Origin of the sequence: Burkholderia orbicola, from assembly GCF_900100915.1 — a bacterium.
Taxonomy (GTDB): Bacteria; Pseudomonadota; Gammaproteobacteria; order Burkholderiales; family Burkholderiaceae; genus Burkholderia; species Burkholderia orbicola.
On sequence record NZ_FNKW01000001.1, the window covers coordinates 81,777 to 98,071 of the forward strand.

General features: G+C 67.4%; 17 protein-coding genes. 7 read left to right on the top strand and 10 right to left on the bottom strand.

Features of this window, described 5'->3' with window-relative positions:
* Nucleotides 1-3: 3 nt before the first annotated feature.
* From cysW to BLS50_RS00290, 3 genes are all read right to left on the bottom strand, one after another.
* Nucleotides 4-948, bottom strand: a complete 945-nt coding sequence (gene cysW, locus BLS50_RS00280) for a sulfate ABC transporter permease subunit CysW (RefSeq protein WP_054927797.1) — start codon at nucleotides 946-948, stop codon at nucleotides 4-6.
* Nucleotides 948-1,844, bottom strand: a complete 897-nt coding sequence (gene cysT / locus BLS50_RS00285) for a sulfate ABC transporter permease subunit CysT (protein WP_006476075.1) — start codon at nucleotides 1,842-1,844, stop codon at nucleotides 948-950. Before cysT ends, cysW begins: the two co-directional genes overlap by 1 nt.
* 123 nt (nucleotides 1,845-1,967) lie before the next feature.
* Entirely contained in the window at nucleotides 1,968-3,005 is a 1,038-nt protein-coding gene (locus tag BLS50_RS00290; protein WP_074799906.1) for a sulfate ABC transporter substrate-binding protein, read from the bottom strand.
* A gap of 264 nt (nucleotides 3,006-3,269) precedes the next feature.
* On the opposite strand from BLS50_RS00290, the gene lexA reads away from it, so the two are divergent.
* From lexA to BLS50_RS00305, 3 genes are read left to right on the top strand one after another with little or no spacing between them, the layout of a single operon-like run.
* Entirely contained in the window at nucleotides 3,270-3,917 is a 648-nt protein-coding gene (lexA, locus tag BLS50_RS00295) for a transcriptional repressor LexA (protein ID WP_006476077.1), read from the top strand.
* Nucleotides 3,918-3,942: 25 nt separating this feature from the next.
* Nucleotides 3,943-4,278: a hypothetical protein gene (locus tag BLS50_RS00300; protein WP_006476078.1), complete on the top strand. Its 336-nt coding sequence runs from the start codon at nucleotides 3,943-3,945 to the stop codon at nucleotides 4,276-4,278.
* A 29-nt stretch (nucleotides 4,279-4,307) separates the two neighbouring features.
* The gene (locus BLS50_RS00305; RefSeq protein WP_074799909.1) at nucleotides 4,308-5,027 is read left to right on the top strand and encodes a DUF2939 domain-containing protein; all 720 of its coding nucleotides are present in this window, start codon (nucleotides 4,308-4,310) and stop codon (nucleotides 5,025-5,027) included.
* An 87-nt stretch (nucleotides 5,028-5,114) separates the two neighbouring features.
* Here the strand turns inward: BLS50_RS00305 and BLS50_RS00310 are convergent, their stop codons facing one another.
* Nucleotides 5,115-5,612 carry a universal stress protein gene (locus BLS50_RS00310; RefSeq protein ID WP_011545343.1) on the bottom strand — a complete coding sequence of 166 codons (498 nt, stop codon included), beginning with the start codon at nucleotides 5,610-5,612 and terminating at the stop codon, nucleotides 5,115-5,117.
* 331 nt (nucleotides 5,613-5,943) lie between these two features.
* Between BLS50_RS00310 and nodI the strand changes: the two genes are divergently transcribed.
* Together nodI and BLS50_RS00320 are read left to right on the top strand one after the other, a co-directional pair.
* On the top strand, nucleotides 5,944-6,858 hold the full coding sequence (nodI, locus tag BLS50_RS00315) for a nodulation factor ABC transporter ATP-binding protein NodI (RefSeq protein ID WP_074799912.1): 915 nt from the start codon (nucleotides 5,944-5,946) through the stop codon (nucleotides 6,856-6,858).
* A gap of 6 nt (nucleotides 6,859-6,864) precedes the next feature.
* Complete coding sequence (locus BLS50_RS00320) at nucleotides 6,865-7,698, top strand: ABC transporter permease (protein ID WP_074799915.1); 834 nt, start codon at nucleotides 6,865-6,867, stop codon at nucleotides 7,696-7,698.
* 44 nt (nucleotides 7,699-7,742) lie between these two features.
* On the opposite strand, the gene BLS50_RS00325 is transcribed toward BLS50_RS00320, so the two are convergent.
* The 4 genes from BLS50_RS00325 to BLS50_RS00340 form a co-directional block, all read right to left on the bottom strand.
* Nucleotides 7,743-8,165 (bottom strand): hypothetical protein, encoded by a 423-nt coding sequence (locus tag BLS50_RS00325; protein WP_006484198.1) that lies wholly within the window; start codon nucleotides 8,163-8,165, stop codon nucleotides 7,743-7,745.
* A gap of 106 nt (nucleotides 8,166-8,271) precedes the next feature.
* Nucleotides 8,272-9,330 carry a permease gene (locus BLS50_RS00330; RefSeq protein ID WP_027809855.1) on the bottom strand — a complete coding sequence of 353 codons (1,059 nt, stop codon included), beginning with the start codon at nucleotides 9,328-9,330 and terminating at the stop codon, nucleotides 8,272-8,274.
* Nucleotides 9,327-10,457, bottom strand: coding sequence for a tRNA 2-selenouridine(34) synthase MnmH (gene mnmH, locus BLS50_RS00335; RefSeq protein ID WP_074799918.1), 1,131 nt, complete (start codon nucleotides 10,455-10,457; stop codon nucleotides 9,327-9,329). The genes BLS50_RS00330 and mnmH overlap by 4 nt, the downstream gene beginning before the upstream one ends.
* Nucleotides 10,458-10,521: 64 nt before the next feature.
* Nucleotides 10,522-11,475, bottom strand: a complete 954-nt coding sequence (locus BLS50_RS00340) for a LysR substrate-binding domain-containing protein (protein WP_074802734.1) — start codon at nucleotides 11,473-11,475, stop codon at nucleotides 10,522-10,524.
* Nucleotides 11,476-11,638: 163 nt separating this feature from the next.
* Here BLS50_RS00340 and BLS50_RS00345 point away from each other — a divergent pair, with 163 nt between their 5' ends.
* Nucleotides 11,639-13,060, top strand: a complete 1,422-nt coding sequence (locus BLS50_RS00345; protein WP_074799923.1) for a M20 family metallopeptidase — start codon at nucleotides 11,639-11,641, stop codon at nucleotides 13,058-13,060.
* A gap of 36 nt (nucleotides 13,061-13,096) precedes the next feature.
* Nucleotides 13,097-14,383: an MFS transporter gene (locus tag BLS50_RS00350; RefSeq protein WP_012328429.1), complete on the top strand. Its 1,287-nt coding sequence runs from the start codon at nucleotides 13,097-13,099 to the stop codon at nucleotides 14,381-14,383.
* A gap of 98 nt (nucleotides 14,384-14,481) precedes the next feature.
* Here BLS50_RS00350 and BLS50_RS00355 read toward each other — a convergent pair whose 3' ends face one another.
* Both BLS50_RS00355 and BLS50_RS00360 read right to left on the bottom strand, forming a co-directional pair.
* A complete protein-coding gene (locus BLS50_RS00355; protein WP_012328428.1) occupies nucleotides 14,482-15,534 on the bottom strand; it encodes an NADP(H)-dependent aldo-keto reductase in 1,053 nt (350 codons plus the stop codon).
* A 151-nt stretch (nucleotides 15,535-15,685) separates the two neighbouring features.
* Nucleotides 15,686-16,123: a PaaI family thioesterase gene (locus BLS50_RS00360; protein WP_011545334.1), complete on the bottom strand. Its 438-nt coding sequence runs from the start codon at nucleotides 16,121-16,123 to the stop codon at nucleotides 15,686-15,688.
* Nucleotides 16,124-16,295 lie beyond the last annotated feature (172 nt).

Below are 16,295 nucleotides of genomic sequence, written 5' to 3' on the forward strand. Positions count from 1 at the left end.
TCTTTACGATTTCGACGAAACGGCGCCGACAGGGCCGGCATGTGCGGGAACGGCGTCGTGCACGTCGGCCAGTTCGGCCGCCAGATGACGCTCGGCGATCAGCTTCAGCGCGAGCGTGACGAGCGCGAGCAGCGCCAGCACCGACGCCACCGCGAACGCCGCCGCGAAGTTGTATTCGTTGTACAGGATCTCCACGTGCAGCGGCATCGTGTCGGTCACGCCGCGGATGTGGCCGGACACGACCGACACCGCGCCGAACTCGCCCATCGCGCGCGCATTGCACAGGATCACGCCGTACAGCAGGCCCCACCTCACGTTCGGCAGCGTCACGCGGCGGAAGATCTGCCAGCCCGACGCGCCGAGCACGCGCGCGGCTTCTTCCTCGTCGGTGCCTTGCGCCTGCATCAGCGGGATCAGCTCGCGCGCGACGAACGGGAACGTGACGAAGATCGTCGCGAGCACGATGCCCGGCACCGCGAAGATGATCTGCACGTCGTGATCCTGCAGCCACGGCCCGAACCAGCCCTGCGCGCCGAACAGAAGCACGTACACGAGGCCCGAGATCACCGGCGACACCGAGAACGGCAGATCGATCAGCGTCGTCAGCAGCGCCTTGCCGCGGAATTCGAACTTCGCGATCGCCCACGATGCGCACACGCCGAACACGAGGTTCAGCGGCACGGCGATCACGGCGACGGTCAGCGTCAGCTTGATCGCCGACCATGCATCGGGATCGGCGAGCGATTCGAGATAGAAGCCGATGCCCTTGCGCAGCGCCTCGACGAATACCGCGGCGAGCGGCACGACGAGGAAGAACGCGAGGAACGCCAGCGCGATGCCCGTGAGCAGCCAGCGCACGACGCGCGACTCGCTGACGGGGTCGAGCCGCTTCGCGGCACGCGCGGCCGGCGACGGGGTTTTCAGCACGACGGTGGCCTCCTGGGTCATTACTGGCCTCCTGCGGCGGCAGCAGCAGCGGTGACGGTGGCGGGCGCCGGACCGCTCGCGCCCTTGCTCGTACGACGCTGCAGATACCACTGCAGCGTGTTGATCAGCAGCAGCATCAGGAACGACACGACCAGCATCACGACCGCCAGCGCGGTCGCGCCCGCGTAGTCGTACTGCTCGAGCTTCGTGATGATCAGCAGCGACGTGATCTCGGATTTCATCGGCACGTTGCCGGCGATGAAGATCACCGAGCCGTATTCGCCGAGCGCGCGCGCGAACGCGAGCGCGAAACCGGTGAGCAGCGCCGGCAGCACGGCCGGCAGCACGACGCGGCGGAACGTCAGCCAGCGCGACGCGCCGAGGCACGCGGCGGCTTCTTCCTGCTCGCGCTCGAAATCCTCGAGCACCGGCTGCACGGTGCGCACGACGAACGGCAGCCCGATGAAGGTCAGCGCGACCAGCACGCCGGCCGGCGTGAACGCGATCTTGATGCCGAGCGGCGCCAGATACTGGCCGACCCAGCCGTTGGTCGCGTAGACGGCCGCGAGCGAGATGCCGGCCACCGACGTCGGCAGCGCGAACGGCAGGTCGACGACCGCATCGACGAGACGCTTGAACGGGAACGTGTAGCGCACCAGCACCCATGCGACGAGGAAGCCGAACACGGCATTGATCAGCGCGCCGCCGAGCGCGGCCGAGAACGTCAGCCGGTACGACGCGAGCACGCGCGGCGACGTGACGGCGGTGACGAACTGGTCCCACGACAGCGTCGCGGTCTTCAGAAACGTGGCGGCGAGCGGAATCAGCACCACGAGGCTCAAATAGGCCACCGTGATGCCGAGTGTCACGCCGAAACCGGGCAGCGCGCTCGGCTTGCGAAAGGTGTACGTCGTCATCGGATGCTCTTGCTGGGTCGATGCTGCTCACGGGTCCGACGCAAACGCCGGCGCAGTGAATCGCGCCGGCGGCCCGTCGAGGGTGCGGCGCGCTGTCGTGGCGCGCCGCTTGTCGTTATGGCGTTACTGCGGCTTGTAGATCGAATCGAACACGCCGCCGTCCGCGAAATGCGTCTTCTGCGCATTCGTCCAGCCGCCGAACGTGTCGTCGACCGTGTACAGCTTCAGCTTCGGGAACTGCTTGGTCAGCTCCGCCGGCACGTTCTTCGAACGCGGCCGGTAGTAGTTGCGCGCCGCGATTTCCTGGCCCTGCGGGCTGTACAGGTAGTTCAGGTAGGCCTCGGCCAGCTTGCGCGTGCCCTTCTTGTTGACCACCTTGTCGACCACCGCGACGGGCGGCTCGGCCAGGATGCTCACCGACGGCACGACGATCTCGAACTTGTCGTTACCGAATTCCTTGACCGACAGGAACGCCTCGTTTTCCCAGGCGATCAGCACGTCGCCGATCCCGCGCTGCACGAAGCTCGTCGTCGCGCCCCGCGCGCCCGAATCGAGCACGCCTGCGTTCTTGTAGAGCTTCGTGACGAATTCCTTCGCCGTCTGCTCGTTGCCGCCCGGCTTGTGCTGCGCGTAGGCCCATGCGGCCAGGTAGTTCCAGCGTGCGCCGCCCGAGGTCTTCGGGTTCGGCGTGACGATCGAGATGCCCGGCTTGGTCAGGTCGTCCCAGTCCTTGATCCCCTTCGGGTTGCCCTTGCGCACCAGGAACACGATCGTCGACGTGTACGGCGATGCGTTGTCGGGCAGGCGCTTCTGCCAATCCTTGTTCACGAGCCCCTTGTTCGCGAGCGCGTCGATGTCGTACGCCAGCGCCAGCGTGACGACGTCCGCCTGCAGGCCGTCGAGCACCGAGCGCGCCTGCGCGCCCGAGCCGCCGTGCGACTGCTTGAAGTTGACGGTTTCGCCCGTCTTCGCCTTCCACTCCTTGCCGAACGCCTGGTTGAAATCCTGATACAGCTCGCGCGTCGGGTCGTACGACACGTTCAGGAAGGTCGTATCGGCCTGGGCATGCGTCGCGACGCCCAGCGCCGCCGCCGCGCCCAGCGCGAGTGTTGCGATCAGGCGGCCCACTCCGCCCACCAGCCCCGTATTGCGCTTCGCCATCCTTGGTTCTCCAGTGTTGTCGGTATTGCGATGTCGGGCCAGTCTATCGAACGGGTTACATGATTAAAAATAATCGTTCCTTATTTTTTAATACTCAAAAGTGCTAACGCAGACGGGATGGACGGTTGCGGCGGATGAACCGGCGTCCCGGCGTCGCGAAATCACGCCGGAACCGCCGCGATCGCGTCGAACCTCAAGTAACACTTGAAATTCGCCAAGTACTGTATAAAAATACAGCTCACTGTCTATCCATACAGTTGAGCCATGACCAAACTCACCGCCCGTCAGCAGCAAGTGTTCGACTTGATTCGTCGCGCGATCGAGCGCTCCGGATTCCCGCCCACCCGTGCCGAGATCGCGGCCGAACTGGGCTTCAGCTCGCCGAATGCGGCCGAGGAGCACCTGCGCGCGCTGGCTCGCAAGGGCGTGATCGAGCTCGCCGCCGGCGCATCGCGCGGCATCCGGCTGCTCGGCATCGACGACGCCCCGCACCAGTTCACGCTGCCGCATGCCGGCCTGATGCAACTGTCGCTGCCGCTCGTCGGCCGCGTCGCGGCCGGTAGCCCGATCCTTGCGCAGGAGCACATCTCGCAGCACTACGCGTGCGATCCCGCGCTGTTCACCAGCAAGCCCGACTACCTGTTGAAGGTGCGCGGCCTGTCGATGCGCGACGCCGGCATTCTCGACGGCGACCTCCTCGCCGTGCAGAAGCGCACGGAAGCGAAGGACGGCCAGATCATCGTCGCGCGTCTGGGCGACGACGTCACGGTCAAGCGGCTGATGCGCCGGCCCGGCGGCCTCGAGCTGATCGCGGAGAACCCGGATTACGAAAACATCTTCGTCAAGGCCGGCAGCGCGGATTTCGCGCTGGAAGGCATCGCCGTCGGGCTGATCCGCTCGGGCGAACTCTGACATTCCGTCTCTCCAGGAGAACATCATGGAACGCCTTGCCCGCCTGCTGCCTTTCCGTCAATTCGGTCGCCTGCGTCATCTGCGCGGCCGCACGCCCTGCGCACCGCTGTCCGCGGCGGCGCCTGTGCAAGAAGAAGTCGCAGTCGAACGGCAGGCCTCCCTGCTGCCGTCAGCGCTCCCCGCGTTCGCGCGGGTATCGCTGAACGCCGGTCTCAATCACGCGGAGCCCGCGCGCCGCGCGCCGGTGCGCGTCTATCACGGCCGGTCGCGCCTGATCATGGTCGGCACGATCGATGCCGTGTGCCGGATGATCGATCGCTGCATCGCAGAGGAACGATCGGCCACGCCGGGCGGTCTCTGATTGCGGAACCTTCCCGCACCGGAGGCAACGTGACTGGATCGTCGCGCCGCGCATGGCGACTCAAGCCCTTCCTGATCGTCGCGCTGGTCGTCGCCCTGATTGGGGCGCTCGGCTATGCGTACGCGTCGCCGTATGTCGCGCTCGGTCGCCTGAAATCGGCGATCGATGCGCGCGATGCGCAGGTGATCAGCGAGTACGTCGACTTTCCGTCGCTGCGCATCAGCCTGAAGCAGCAGGTCACGGAAGAGTTGATGCGCCGGATCGACGCAGTGAAGAAGGACAATCCGTTCGCGGTGATCGGCGCGCTGATCGGGTCCGCGCTGATTGGCCCGCTGGTCGATGCGTACGCGACCCCGGAAGGCGTCGCCGCGCTGATGAGCGGATTGCCGCCGCGCGGCAATCCGGGCGAGCGTCCGCCTGAGTGGGCAAATCAGCCGCCGGCGGGGAATGCCCCCGGCAACACGCCTGCCGCGCCGCCCGCCAATCCTGCTCCGGCCAGTGCTGCCGTACCGGGCAGCAACCCGGCCGCTCCGGCGGCCTCGTCGCCGGCACCCGTGCCCGCCGCACCGGCCAGCCCGAGCGAAGCAACCCAGGCGCCGCACCAGCAGCAAACCAGCGCGGGCTATCGAAATATCGACGAATTCGTCGTGACGTACCAGCGCAGTGCCGACGGCACGCGCTATGCGGCGATTTTCCACCGCTTCGGGCTGTTCTCGTGGAAATTGTCGGGGATCGACCTGCATGCATAGCAGGCCGTGCTCGACGTGCGCACTGCCGATGCAGTGCGATGCCTGACCGGCACGCATTGCCGGTCAGGCGGTCCCCCAGCTTTTAGATCATTGGCCGTTCGCGATGGCCGCTTCACGCTCGCGCGCGATTTCGGCCTTCTGCTCTTCCGCCGACGAACACGCCACCAGGATGCTGCAGTTCACGCGATCGAGCAGCTGCGTATTTCCCGACCCCATCCACCATCTCGACAATCCGCTGCGGCACCGGTGGCCGACGACGACGAGGTCGACCTTCAGCTCCGACGCGAGATTCGCGATTTCGTCGATCGGATAACCGAATGCGAAATGGCCTTCGGCCTGCACGCCGCGCTCGCGCAGCCAGTTCACGCCTTCCTGCAGGATTTCGCGCGCCGTTTCCTCGAAGCGGCCGCATGCGACATCGGTCAGCAAACCTGCACTTTGCGCAATGCTCGAACGCATGTCGACGACCGACAGCAAATGCGTTTCGGCCTTCAGGTCCATTGCGAGATTGGCCCCGTAACGCAGCGCCTTGCGTCCTTCGAGCGTGCCGTCGTAACACAGCAAAATCTTGTTGTAGCTAGCCATGAAGCCTCCCTATCGCGACAACGAGCCTACGCATTCATCATGGTGCGCCGCAATTCAAGACGCAAGGGATGGAAAACGCTGATTCGCCCCGTGCGGCGCGTGCGCGATGATGCGGTGCACGATCGGCGCGCACTTGCATCGCACCGTGCAGGCATGCCCTGAAGCGAGGCAGCCGATGCACTAGAATGGCCCGTTCCATCGCCAGCGGGCCGCCTCGTGCCGGCGTCGTATGCTTCGGCCATGCCCGTGTGACACGCATTCGCGCGATCCGTTCGCACACCGGCCACGCACAGAGCAGCGGAACGCGCCCGCTTACAACGACAACACACCCATGTCCGTCGCACCGATCGATTTACGCAACGTCGAAAAGCGCTATGGCGACAAGCTCGTCGTCAACGGTCTGTCCTTCAACGTGAAGGCCGGCGAATGCTATGGCCTGCTCGGGCCGAACGGCGCCGGCAAGACCACGACGCTGAAGATGCTGCTCGGCCTCGCGCATCCCGATGCAGGCACCATCGCGCTGTGCGGCGAACCGGTTCCATCGCGGGCGCGACACGCACGCCAGCGAGTCGGCGTCGTCCCGCAGTTCGACAATCTCGACCCCGACTTCACCGTGCGCGAGAACCTGCTCGTGTTCAGCCGCTATTTCGGGATGTCGGCGCAGGCGGGCCGCGCGCTCGTGCCGCCGCTACTCGAATTCGCGAAGCTGGAAAACAAGGCCGATGCGAAGGTCGGCGAGTTGTCGGGCGGCATGAAACGCCGCCTCACGCTCGCCCGCGCGCTCGTCAACGATCCCGATGTGCTGGTGCTCGACGAGCCCACGACCGGCCTCGATCCGCAGGCGCGGCACCTGATGTGGGAACGGCTGCGTTCGCTGCTCGCGCGCGGCAAGACGATCCTGATCACCACGCATTTCATGGAGGAAGCCGAGCGCCTGTGCGATCGGCTGTGCGTGATCGAAGAAGGCCGCAAGATTGCCGAAGGCGCGCCGCACGCCCTGATCGAATCGGAGATCGGCTGCGACGTGATCGAGATCTACGGGCCCGATCCGGCCGCGCTGCGCGACGAATTGTCGGCATTCGCGAAGCACACCGAGATCAGCGGCGAGACACTGTTCTGCTATGTGATCGATCCCGAACCGCTCACCGCACGACTCAAGGGCCGCCCGGGGTTGCGCTATCTGCATCGCCCGGCCAATCTGGAGGATGTGTTCCTGCGGCTCACGGGCCGCGAGATGCAGGACTGATCGACCATGGACGTTCACAACTATTCCGCCACCACGCCGTCGGCCCCGCCGCGCGAGTCGCGCTTCGCGATCGCGATGCCGGCGAACGCAAGCAACTGGATCGCCGTCTGGCGGCGCAACTATCTCGTGTGGCGCAAGCTCGCGCTCGCATCGATGTTCGGCAATCTCGCCGATCCGATGATCTATCTGTTCGGACTGGGTTTCGGGCTCGGGCTGATGCTCGGCCATGTCGACGGCGTGTCGTATATCGCGTTCCTCGCGGCCGGCACGGTCGGCTCGAGCGTGATGATGTCCGCGAGCTTCGAGTCGATGTATTCGGGATTCTCGCGGATGCACGTGCAGCGCACGTGGGAAGCGATCATGCATACGCCGCTCGCGCTCGGCGACATCGTGCTAGGCGAGATCGTGTGGGCGGCCAGCAAGGCGCTGCTGTCGGGCGGCGCGATCATGCTCGTCGCGGGCGGGCTCGGCTATGCGCAGTTTCCGTCGATGCTCGCCGCGCTGCCGGTGATCGCGCTGGCCGGCCTCGCGTTCGCCAGCATCGCGATGATCGTCACGGCGCTCGCGCCGTCCTACGACTTCTTCATGTTTTATCAGACGCTCGTGCTGACGCCGATGCTGCTGCTGTCGGGCGTGTTCTTCCCGATCACGCAGTTGCCGCCGCTTGCGCAGCACGCGGCGCAGGCGCTGCCGCTCGCGAATGCGGTCGAACTGATCCGGCCCGCGATGCTCGGCCGGCCGGCGACCGACATCGCGCTGCACGTCGCGGTGCTCGCCGGCTACGCGGTCGGCGGATTCCTGCTGTCCGCGTGGCTGTTCCGGCGGCGGATGATGCGCTGACGGCCGGCGCGCCGGACACCGGGCGCCGGCTTCATGCGACGACGTTACTCGTCGTCGTCGCTCCACGGAATTTCAACGTCGGTCAGGAACGCGACGGTCGCGAGCGGACCGCCTTCCTGGCGGCCGAGCTTGCCGTCCGCGCGATGCCATTCCACACGGAACTGCGTGCCCGGATCGTCGGCCACCAGATAGACCGTGCGCAGTTCTTCCTTGTCGGCTTCGTCCACCGGGCCGTCGAACGACACCAGCATCTTCTGCGGCCACAGTCCGTTGACCGGATCGTAAATGCGATCGCCTTGCGGAATGTCGATGCTGGCCTCGACACCGATCGTTGCGGAGGCCTCGATGATCATCGTGCCGAGTGCTTGCAGCACGGCAGTCGCCCGCGCGGAATTGGCCTGGCGGATCGCGAGATCGCCGCGCGTCAGCGCCTTTTCGAGTCGAGGATGAATCTTCGGTTGGGTCATGCGTTTTCCTGTTTGCTTCTTGTAAAGGGCGCCGCACGCGTGAAGCGGCGGCGCCGGATGAATACGAATGCGACGATTGCGCCGGGCCGGCGTGTCGCCCGCGTCGTCAGAACCCGAACGCGATCGCGAGCAAGCCGCTCACGATCCCGAATACGACGACGAGCGTCGCGACGATCGCCAGCATGTAAGGCTTGAACGAACGCGCGAGCATCGCGAGCGACGGCACGCTGATCGGCGGCAGCGTCATCAGCAGCGCGGCGGCCGGACCGACGCCCATGCCGAGCGACAGCATCGCCTGGATGATCGGCACCTCGCCAGCTGTCGGGATCACGAACAGCATGCCTGCGACCGCGAACGCGACGATCCAGCCGAGGTGATTGCCGATGTCCGGGCCGATATGCGGGAACAGCCACGCGCGCGCGGCGCCGAGCAGCAGCACGAGGACGATGTATTCGGGCACGAGCCGCACGGCCATGCGCGCGAGCAGCTTCATCCAGCGGACGAACGGATTGCCGGCCGCGGCCTGCTCGGCTGCCAGCGCGGCGAGCTGCGCATCGTCGATGCTGCGGTCTTCGGGACGCGCGATGCGGTTCAGCAGGTAGCCGATCCCGAACACCATCGCGATGCCGAGCACGAGGCGCAGCGCGCTCCAGTGCCAGCCGAGTACGAAGCCCATGAACACCAGCGCCGCCGGGTTCAGCACCGTGTTGCCGAGCCAGAACGCGACCGCGCCGCCCGGCGACGCGTGGCGCGCCCGCAGGCCCGCGACGACCGGCGCCGCGCAGCACGTGCACATCATCCCGGGCAGCGACAGCAGCCCGCCCGCGGCGACGCTGCCGAACCCCGTGCGGCCGAGCACGCGCGCCACCCAGTGCGCGGGCAGCAGCGCCTGCACGGCCGAGCCGAGCAGCAGGCCGAGCACCATCGCCTGCCAGATCGCCTTGCCGTATGCCCACGCGTAGTCGAGCGCCGCCTTCAGCGACGGCTCGGGCGCGGCCGCCGACGTGCCCATCAGGATCGACTGGCCGATCGAATGGTGCTCGGCGGCAACGAACGCCTTGTTGTAGTACGGGAACCATTTCACGTAGAACAGTCCCGCGACCGCGATCAGCAGGAAGGTCATCCAGCCGAGGGCCGGATTCGGTTGAGTGCGTGTGGTCGTCATCGTGTGGTGGTCGTTGATGGATCTTTGTCGGTTTCGGATGTCGTGCCGGCGGCGAGCGCGGCCGATGCGGGCAACCTGGCTTGCGCAAGTTCGGCCAGCAGCCGGCGCGCCTGCTCGCGCACGTCGGCAGCGTTGGGCCGGAACGTGAAGGTCAGCGCCCGGTTCGGCTTGTTGTACGTCGCGCGGTAAGTGCGCGCGTAGGCGGGATCGTAATGCCTGTCGATCAGTTCGGCGAACAAATCGGCCCGCGCGCCGGCATCAATCAGCCCCTTCCAGCGCGTCACCTCTTCGCGGCTGTGCAGGCCGATCAGCCGATGAAGCTGTGCCTTGAACGCATCCGGCTCGTCGAACAGGTGCGCGTAATCGTCGAGCAGGAACGCGATCCGCTCGTCATGGGCCGCTTCGACCTGCACCCATGGGCCCGCATGAAACGCTTCGATCAGCGCGATCGGCAGCTGCACAAGCCCGATCCTGCGGCTTTCCGACTCGACGAATACCGGCCATTCGGGGTCGAAACGACCAAGCGCCTCCACGAGCCCCGAATCGAACCCCTTCTGCGCCGGTTGCGGCTTGCCCGGCAGCGCGCCGAGCAGCGAGCCGCGATGGCACGCGAGCGCTTCCAGATCGAGCGTCTGGGCACCCACGTCGCGCAGCGCGTTCAGCAGGCGCGTCTTGCCGCAGCCCGTATGGCCGACGAGCGCGATGTAGCGAAAGCGTGTCGGCAGCGAGTCGAGCGTCGCGCATACCGACTGGCGGTACGCCTTGTAGCCGCCGTCGAGCTGGCGCGCCTTCCACCCGATCAGGTTGAACCAGGTCGTCATCGAGCCCGAGCGCTTGCCGCCGCGCCAGCAGTAGATCAGCGGCCGCCAGTTGCGCGGCCGGTCAGCGAACGTCGTGTCGAGATGGCGCGCGATGTTGCGCGCGACGATCGCCGCGCCGACGCGCGTCGCCTCGTACGGCGACACCTGGCGATACATCGTACCGACGAGCACGCGCTCTTCGTTGCTGAGCACGGGCGCGTTCAGCGCGCCGGGGATATGGTCCTCGGCGAACTCGAGCGGCGTGCGCACGTCGATGATCTCGTCGAACTCGCCGGCGCGATCGAGGGTGACAATCAGGTTCTTCAATTTGGCGTCGAACAGGGGCGATGCGGCTCGAGGAGCCGCATGGGCACGGAAGGCGGATTGACGATTATCTCACGGGCCGGCGTCCCGGGCCTCGCGCGGCGGTCGGCGACGACGACGCAACCTGCATCGCGTCGATCAGGTGGTCGCGAAATGCGCGCACCGACGCGGGCAGATCGCGCCCCGCCATCGTCTGCACCTGGATGCTGCGTTCGCGCAGTTGCGGGTTCGTCATGGGCACGACGACGAAGCCGTCCGCATCGGCACGGTCGCGCACCGACAGCAGCCCCGTGAACATCACCGCGCCCGTGCGCCGCGCGTAGCCGTACATCGCCGCGGTGTTGTTGCTCGTCAGCTCGGGCTCGAGCAGCAGCCCGTCGAGCGCACACGCGATGTCGATCAGCTGGCGCACCGTCGTGCCGGCCTCGGGCAGCACGTGCGCGTGCCGCGCGACATCGGCGAGCGACACCGCGTCGCGCGCCGCGAGCGGGTGATCGTGCCGGACCAGCGCAAAGACCGGCGCGCGCTCGGTGTGGTCGACGCGCACGCCCTTCTCCGGCGCGAGGCTGAAGGTCAACGCGATGTCCGCATCGCCGTCGCGCACGCGCCGGGTCGCGTCCGCCGGCGACACGACCCACACGATGAAATCGACGCCCGGGTGGCGGGCCTTGAAGCTCGCGAGCACGCTGGGCAGGAAATCGATCGCGAACCCTTCCGAGCACGCGATCTTCAGCAGGCTGCCGTGCAGCGCGTCGAGCCCGCCGATGTCCTTCATCACGTGCTCGGCCTCCAGCAGGCTGCGCTGCGCGAACGCCAGCAATCGCTCGCCGGCTTCAGACAACGCCATCCCGCGCGGGCGCCGCTCGAACAGCGGCGCGCCGAGCTCGCTCTCCAGCTTCGCGATCTGGCGGCTGATCGCCGACACGGCCACGTGCAGCCGCGCCGACGCGTCGCTGATCGAGCCGGTACGCGCCACCTCGACGAAATACCGCAGTGCTAGGCCATGCAGGAAAGCCGCCATCGTCGTGTCTCCGCGCCGCATCCGGCCGCGCTGCTTTGCCTTTTCGGCAAAGAAAGGTTCGAAATTCGATCATTGTGACAAAAAAACCGGCTTTCTAGAATCGATCGCACTTCACGTTGCCTGCGCGGCCCGCGCACGGCGCACCCGACCGAGGAGACCCGATTTGAGCCGTACCGCCGCCATCCAGCACGCGCTGAACCAGTTCGAGTCCGGTGCGTTCTTCACGACCCTGAGCCGCCGCGTCGGCCTGCGCACCGAAAGCCAGGACCGCGGCAACGAAGCCGCGCTGCGCGCCTACCTGACCGACGAGATCGCGCCGGAGGCCGCCCGCCTCGGTTTCACGTCGCGGATCGTCGACAACCCCGTCGACGGCGGCGGGCCGTTCCTGCTCGCGTCGCGCCACGAAGACGACGCGCTGCCGACCGTGCTGATCTACGGCCACGGCGACGTCGTGCGCGGCTACGACGCGCAGTGGCGCGCGCCGCTGTCGCCGTGGACGCTGACGGCCGACGGCGACCGCTGGTACGGCCGCGGCAGCGCCGACAACAAGGGCCAGCACACGATCAACCTGGCCGCGCTGGCGAGCGTGCTCGACGCGCGCGGCGGCCGGCTCGGCTTCAACGCGAAACTGCTGATCGAGATGGGCGAGGAAACCGGCTCGCCGGGCCTCGACGCGCTGTGCCGCCGGGAGCGCGACGCGCTCGCGGCCGACGTGCTGATCGCGTCCGACGGCCCGCGCATCGCCGCCGCGCGCCCGACGGTATTCCTCGGCTCGCGCGGTGCGGTCAACTTCAAGCTGAGCCTGCGCGCCCGCGACGGCGCGCATCACTCCGGCAACTGGGGCGGACTGCTGCGCAACCCGGCGATCGTGCTCGCGCATGCGCTCGCGAGCCTCGTCGACGCGCGCGGCGCGATTCGCGTCGCGGGGCTGCGCCCGCCGCCGATCCCGGCCGCGGTGCGCGACGCGCTCGCCGATCTGTCGGTCGGCGGCGGGCCCGGCGACCCGGCGCTCGACGCCGACTGGGGCGAGCCCGGCCTGTCCGCGGCCGAGCGCGTGTTCGGCTGGAATACGCTCGAAATCCTCGCGTTCAAGGCCGGCAATCCGGAGCATCCCGTGAACGCGATCCCGCCCGCCGCGTATGCGCACTGCCAGTTGCGCTTCGTCGTCGGCACCGACTGGGAAGCGCTGCAGGCACACCTGCGCGTGCACCTCGATGCGCACGGCTTCGCCGACGTCGAGATCGACGTCGAACGCGGCGCACCGGCGACGCGCGTGCCGCCGGACGATCCGTGGGTGCGCTGGGCCGTCGCGTCGCTCGCGCGCACCACCGGCAAGAAGCCCGCGATCCTGCCGAATCTCGGCGGCACGCTCCCGAACGACGTGTTCGCCGACACGCTCGGGCTGCCGACGCTGTGGGTGCCGCACTCGTACCCGGCGTGCTCGCAGCATGCGCCCGACGAGCACCTGCTCGCGAGCGTCGTCAGCGAGGGGCTGCAGATGATGGCCGGCCTCTTCTGGGATCTCGGCGACGACGCGCCGCCCGTTCGCCGCGCGGCATCCGCCGCGGCCGGCGCCGTCCTGTAACGCGCTTCGCCCCTTTTCACGGGACCTGCACACACGATGAATACGACCACCCTGACCTCGCAGGACGCCGCGCGCCCCAGCGCCGCGAAGATCCGGCGCATCATCTTCGCGGCGTCGATCGGCAATGCACTCGAATGGTTCGACCTGATCGTCTACGGCTTCTTCGCGGTCACGATCGCCAAGCTGTTCTTCCCCGCCACGAGCGAAGCGACGTCGCTGATGCTGACGCTCGGTACGTTCGGGCTGTCCTACCTGATCCGGCCGATCGGCGGCTTCGTGCTCGGCGCGTACGCGGACCGCGCGGGCCGCAAGGCGTCGCTGCTGCTGTCGATCGCGATGATGATGGCCGGCACGCTGCTGATCGCGCTGATGCCGACCTACGCATCGATCGGCATTCTCGCGCCGCTCGGGATCATGCTGTCGCGGCTGATGCAGGGCTTTTCCGCCGGCGGCGAATTCGCGAGTTCGACCGCGTTTCTCGTCGAGCACGCGCCGCAGCGGCGCGGCTTCATGTCGAGCTGGCAGTTCGCGAGCCAGGGCCTCGCGACGTTGCTCGCGTCGGGCTTCGGCGCGCTGCTGACGGCCACGCTGACCACCGCGCAACTCGAAAGCTGGGGCTGGCGCGTGCCGTTCCTGTTCGGCCTCGCGATCGGCCCGGTCGGGCTGTACATCCGCCGCTACGTCGACGAAGGCGTCGAGTTCAAGACGCAGGCGCGCTCCGAAGCGCCGGTGCGCGAACTGTTCGCGGATCAGAAGGTGCGCCTGCTGTTGTCGGTGGGCGCGCTCGTGATCTCGACCGCGATCAACTACATGATCCTGTACATGCCGACCTACGCGATCAAGCAGCTCGGGCTGCCCGCATCGACCGGTTTCGCGGCGACGCTCGCGACCGGCTTCGTGCTGACGCTCGTCACGCCGGTCGTCGGCCATCTGTCCGACAGCACCGGGCGAATCCGCATGATGGCGGTCGCGGCCGTGCTGATGCTGCTGACCGTGTGGCCGACGTTCGCCTGGCTCACGCGCCACGCGTCGTTCGCGACGATGCTCGCCGCACTGGTCTGGATCGGCGCGCTGAAGGCGATGTACTGCGGCGCGCTGCCGGCGCTGATGGCCGAACTGTTCCCGTCGCAGACCCGCGCCACCGGGCTCGCGGTCAGCTACAACACCGGCGTCACGCTGTTCGGCGGCTTCGCGCCGTTCGTCATCACCTGGTTGATCAGCACGACCGGCAACCGGCTGTCGCCGGCGCTCTATCTGATGGGATGTGCGCTGCTGAGCCTCGCCGCGCTGTTCGTCGCGCGCACGCGGCTGAAAATGCGCTGACACGAGAAACGACGGCGCAGCGATGCTGCCGCCGAAACCGCCCGACTCGGTGCGACTCGGCCCGTCGCGGCATCGCTGCCGCGCGGGCCGCGCGCCGTTTACGGCGCCGGGTTCGGCTGCCGTTCGTGCAATGCGTCGATCTCTGCGAGGATCTCGTCGGACAGCGTCACGTCGACGCTGCCGATGTTTTCCTTCAACTGCTCGAGCGACGTCGCGCCGACCAGGTTGCTGCGCACGAACGGGCGGCTGTTGACGAACGCGAGCGCCAGTTGCGCGGGCGACAGCCCGTGACGCTGCGCGAGCGCGACGTAACGCGACGTCGCCTCGACGGCTTGCGGCTTGCTGTAGCGCTGGAAGCGCTCGAACAGCGTGATCCGCGCGCCGGCCGGACGCGCGCCGTTCTCGTACTTGCCTGACAGCCAGCCGAACGCGAGCGGCGAATACGCGAGCAGGCCGACGCCGTCGCGATGCGTGAACTCCGACAGCCCGTTCTCGAACGTGCGGTTCAGCAGGCTGTACGGATTCTGGATGCTCGCGATGCGCGGCAGCCCGAGCCGCTCGGCCGCGCGCAGGAACTGCGCGACACCCCACGGCGTTTCGTTCGACACGCCGATCGCGCGCACCTTACCGGCCTTCACGAATTCCGCGAGCACACCGAGCGTTTCCTCGATCGGCACCGTGTACGCGTCGTCGACCCACGGATACGCGGGACGGCCGAAGGTGGTCGTGCTGCGATCGGGCCAATGCAGCTGGTAAAGATCGACGTAGTCGGTCTGCAGGCGCTTGAGGCTGCCGTCGAGCGCTTCGGTCAGGTTCTTGCGGTCGAACTGGTTGCCCTCGCCGCGAATATGACGCGGATTGTGCGGCTGCCGCGCCGGCCCGGCGATCTTCGTTGCGAGCACGATGCGGTCGCGCTGCGCGCGATGCTGCGCGATCCAGGTGCCGATGTACTGCTCGGTGCGGCCCTGCGTGTCGGGCTTCGGCGGCACCGGATACATCTCCGCGGCATCGATCAGCGTCACGCCGTGTCCGAGCGCGTAGTCGATCTGCTCGTGCGCGTCGCGCTCCGAGTTCTGCTCGCCCCACGTCATCGTGCCGAGACCGATCAGGCTGACCTCGATGCCCGAATCGCCGAGTGTGCGGTATTCCATGCTGTTCCTGTCGCGTCAGTGGAAAGCAGGAACGCTATCACATTGAAGCCACTGCTTCAGATGGGCTCCGCGCACGCTTACAAGCGGCCTTCGGCGCTGCTCCGCACGCTCACGCGCCCGCCCGAACGGGGGGGGGTGTCGCCCCCTCCCGTCACTGCGGCCGCTGGATGAAGCAGGTCGCCGACGCGTGCGCGACGATCTTGTCGTCCGGCGTCTTCAGCGTGCCCTCCGCGACACCCAGCGAACGCGACAGGTGAATCACGCGCCCTTCCGCGATCAGCTCGACGTCGCGCGGCACAGGCCGCAGCATCTTCACGTGCAGATCGACGGTGCCGTAACCGACGCCCGCGTCGAGCATCGAATGCACCGCGCACCCAGTGACCGAATCGAGCACCGTCGCGGCGAACCCGCCGTGCACACCGCCCAACGGGTTCAGGTGCCGGCCGTCCGCCCGCGCCGAAAACTTCACGTAACCGAGCTCGACGTCGAGCGGACGCATCGGGATCGTCTCGGAAATCGATGCCAAGGGCGCGTCGCCCGACACGGCGGCACGCAGCAGGTCGAGGCCAGACAGGGAAAGCGGGTTCATCGGGTTGTCTCCGGGTTGAAAGCGCGTCGCCGCGCGAGTAAGTTCTAAATTGGAACTCATTATTGTCAACGATGCCGGCGGTTGTCAACGCGGCCGCGCCCGTTGCGACCGAAGGCGGGTTCTATAATCGAACCCGCTATTTCGCTGAACCGCCGCACGACCGCCGCAAGAG

Bases quoted from the DNA above. Each gene is read 5' to 3' on its own strand.
- cysW (WP_054927797.1), bottom strand. From the start codon at position 948: ATGACCCAGGAGGCCACCGTCGTGCTGAAAACCCCGTCGCCGGCCGCG.
- cysT (WP_006476075.1), bottom strand. From the start codon at position 1,844: ATGACGACGTACACCTTTCGCAAGCCGAGCGCGCTGCCCGGTTTCGGC.
- BLS50_RS00290 (WP_074799906.1), bottom strand. From the start codon at position 3,005: ATGGCGAAGCGCAATACGGGGCTGGTGGGCGGAGTGGGCCGCCTGATC.
- lexA (WP_006476077.1), top strand. From the start codon at position 3,270: ATGACCAAACTCACCGCCCGTCAGCAGCAAGTGTTCGACTTGATTCGT.
- BLS50_RS00300 (WP_006476078.1), top strand. From the start codon at position 3,943: ATGGAACGCCTTGCCCGCCTGCTGCCTTTCCGTCAATTCGGTCGCCTG.
- BLS50_RS00310 (WP_011545343.1), bottom strand. From the start codon at position 5,612: ATGGCTAGCTACAACAAGATTTTGCTGTGTTACGACGGCACGCTCGAA.
- nodI (WP_074799912.1), top strand. From the start codon at position 5,944: ATGTCCGTCGCACCGATCGATTTACGCAACGTCGAAAAGCGCTATGGC.
- BLS50_RS00320 (WP_074799915.1), top strand. From the start codon at position 6,865: ATGGACGTTCACAACTATTCCGCCACCACGCCGTCGGCCCCGCCGCGC.
- BLS50_RS00325 (WP_006484198.1), bottom strand. From the start codon at position 8,165: ATGACCCAACCGAAGATTCATCCTCGACTCGAAAAGGCGCTGACGCGC.
- BLS50_RS00330 (WP_027809855.1), bottom strand. From the start codon at position 9,330: ATGACGACCACACGCACTCAACCGAATCCGGCCCTCGGCTGGATGACC.
- BLS50_RS00340 (WP_074802734.1), bottom strand. From the start codon at position 11,475: ATGGCGGCTTTCCTGCATGGCCTAGCACTGCGGTATTTCGTCGAGGTG.
- BLS50_RS00350 (WP_012328429.1), top strand. From the start codon at position 13,097: ATGAATACGACCACCCTGACCTCGCAGGACGCCGCGCGCCCCAGCGCC.
- BLS50_RS00355 (WP_012328428.1), bottom strand. From the start codon at position 15,534: ATGGAATACCGCACACTCGGCGATTCGGGCATCGAGGTCAGCCTGATC.
- BLS50_RS00360 (WP_011545334.1), bottom strand. From the start codon at position 16,123: ATGAACCCGCTTTCCCTGTCTGGCCTCGACCTGCTGCGTGCCGCCGTG.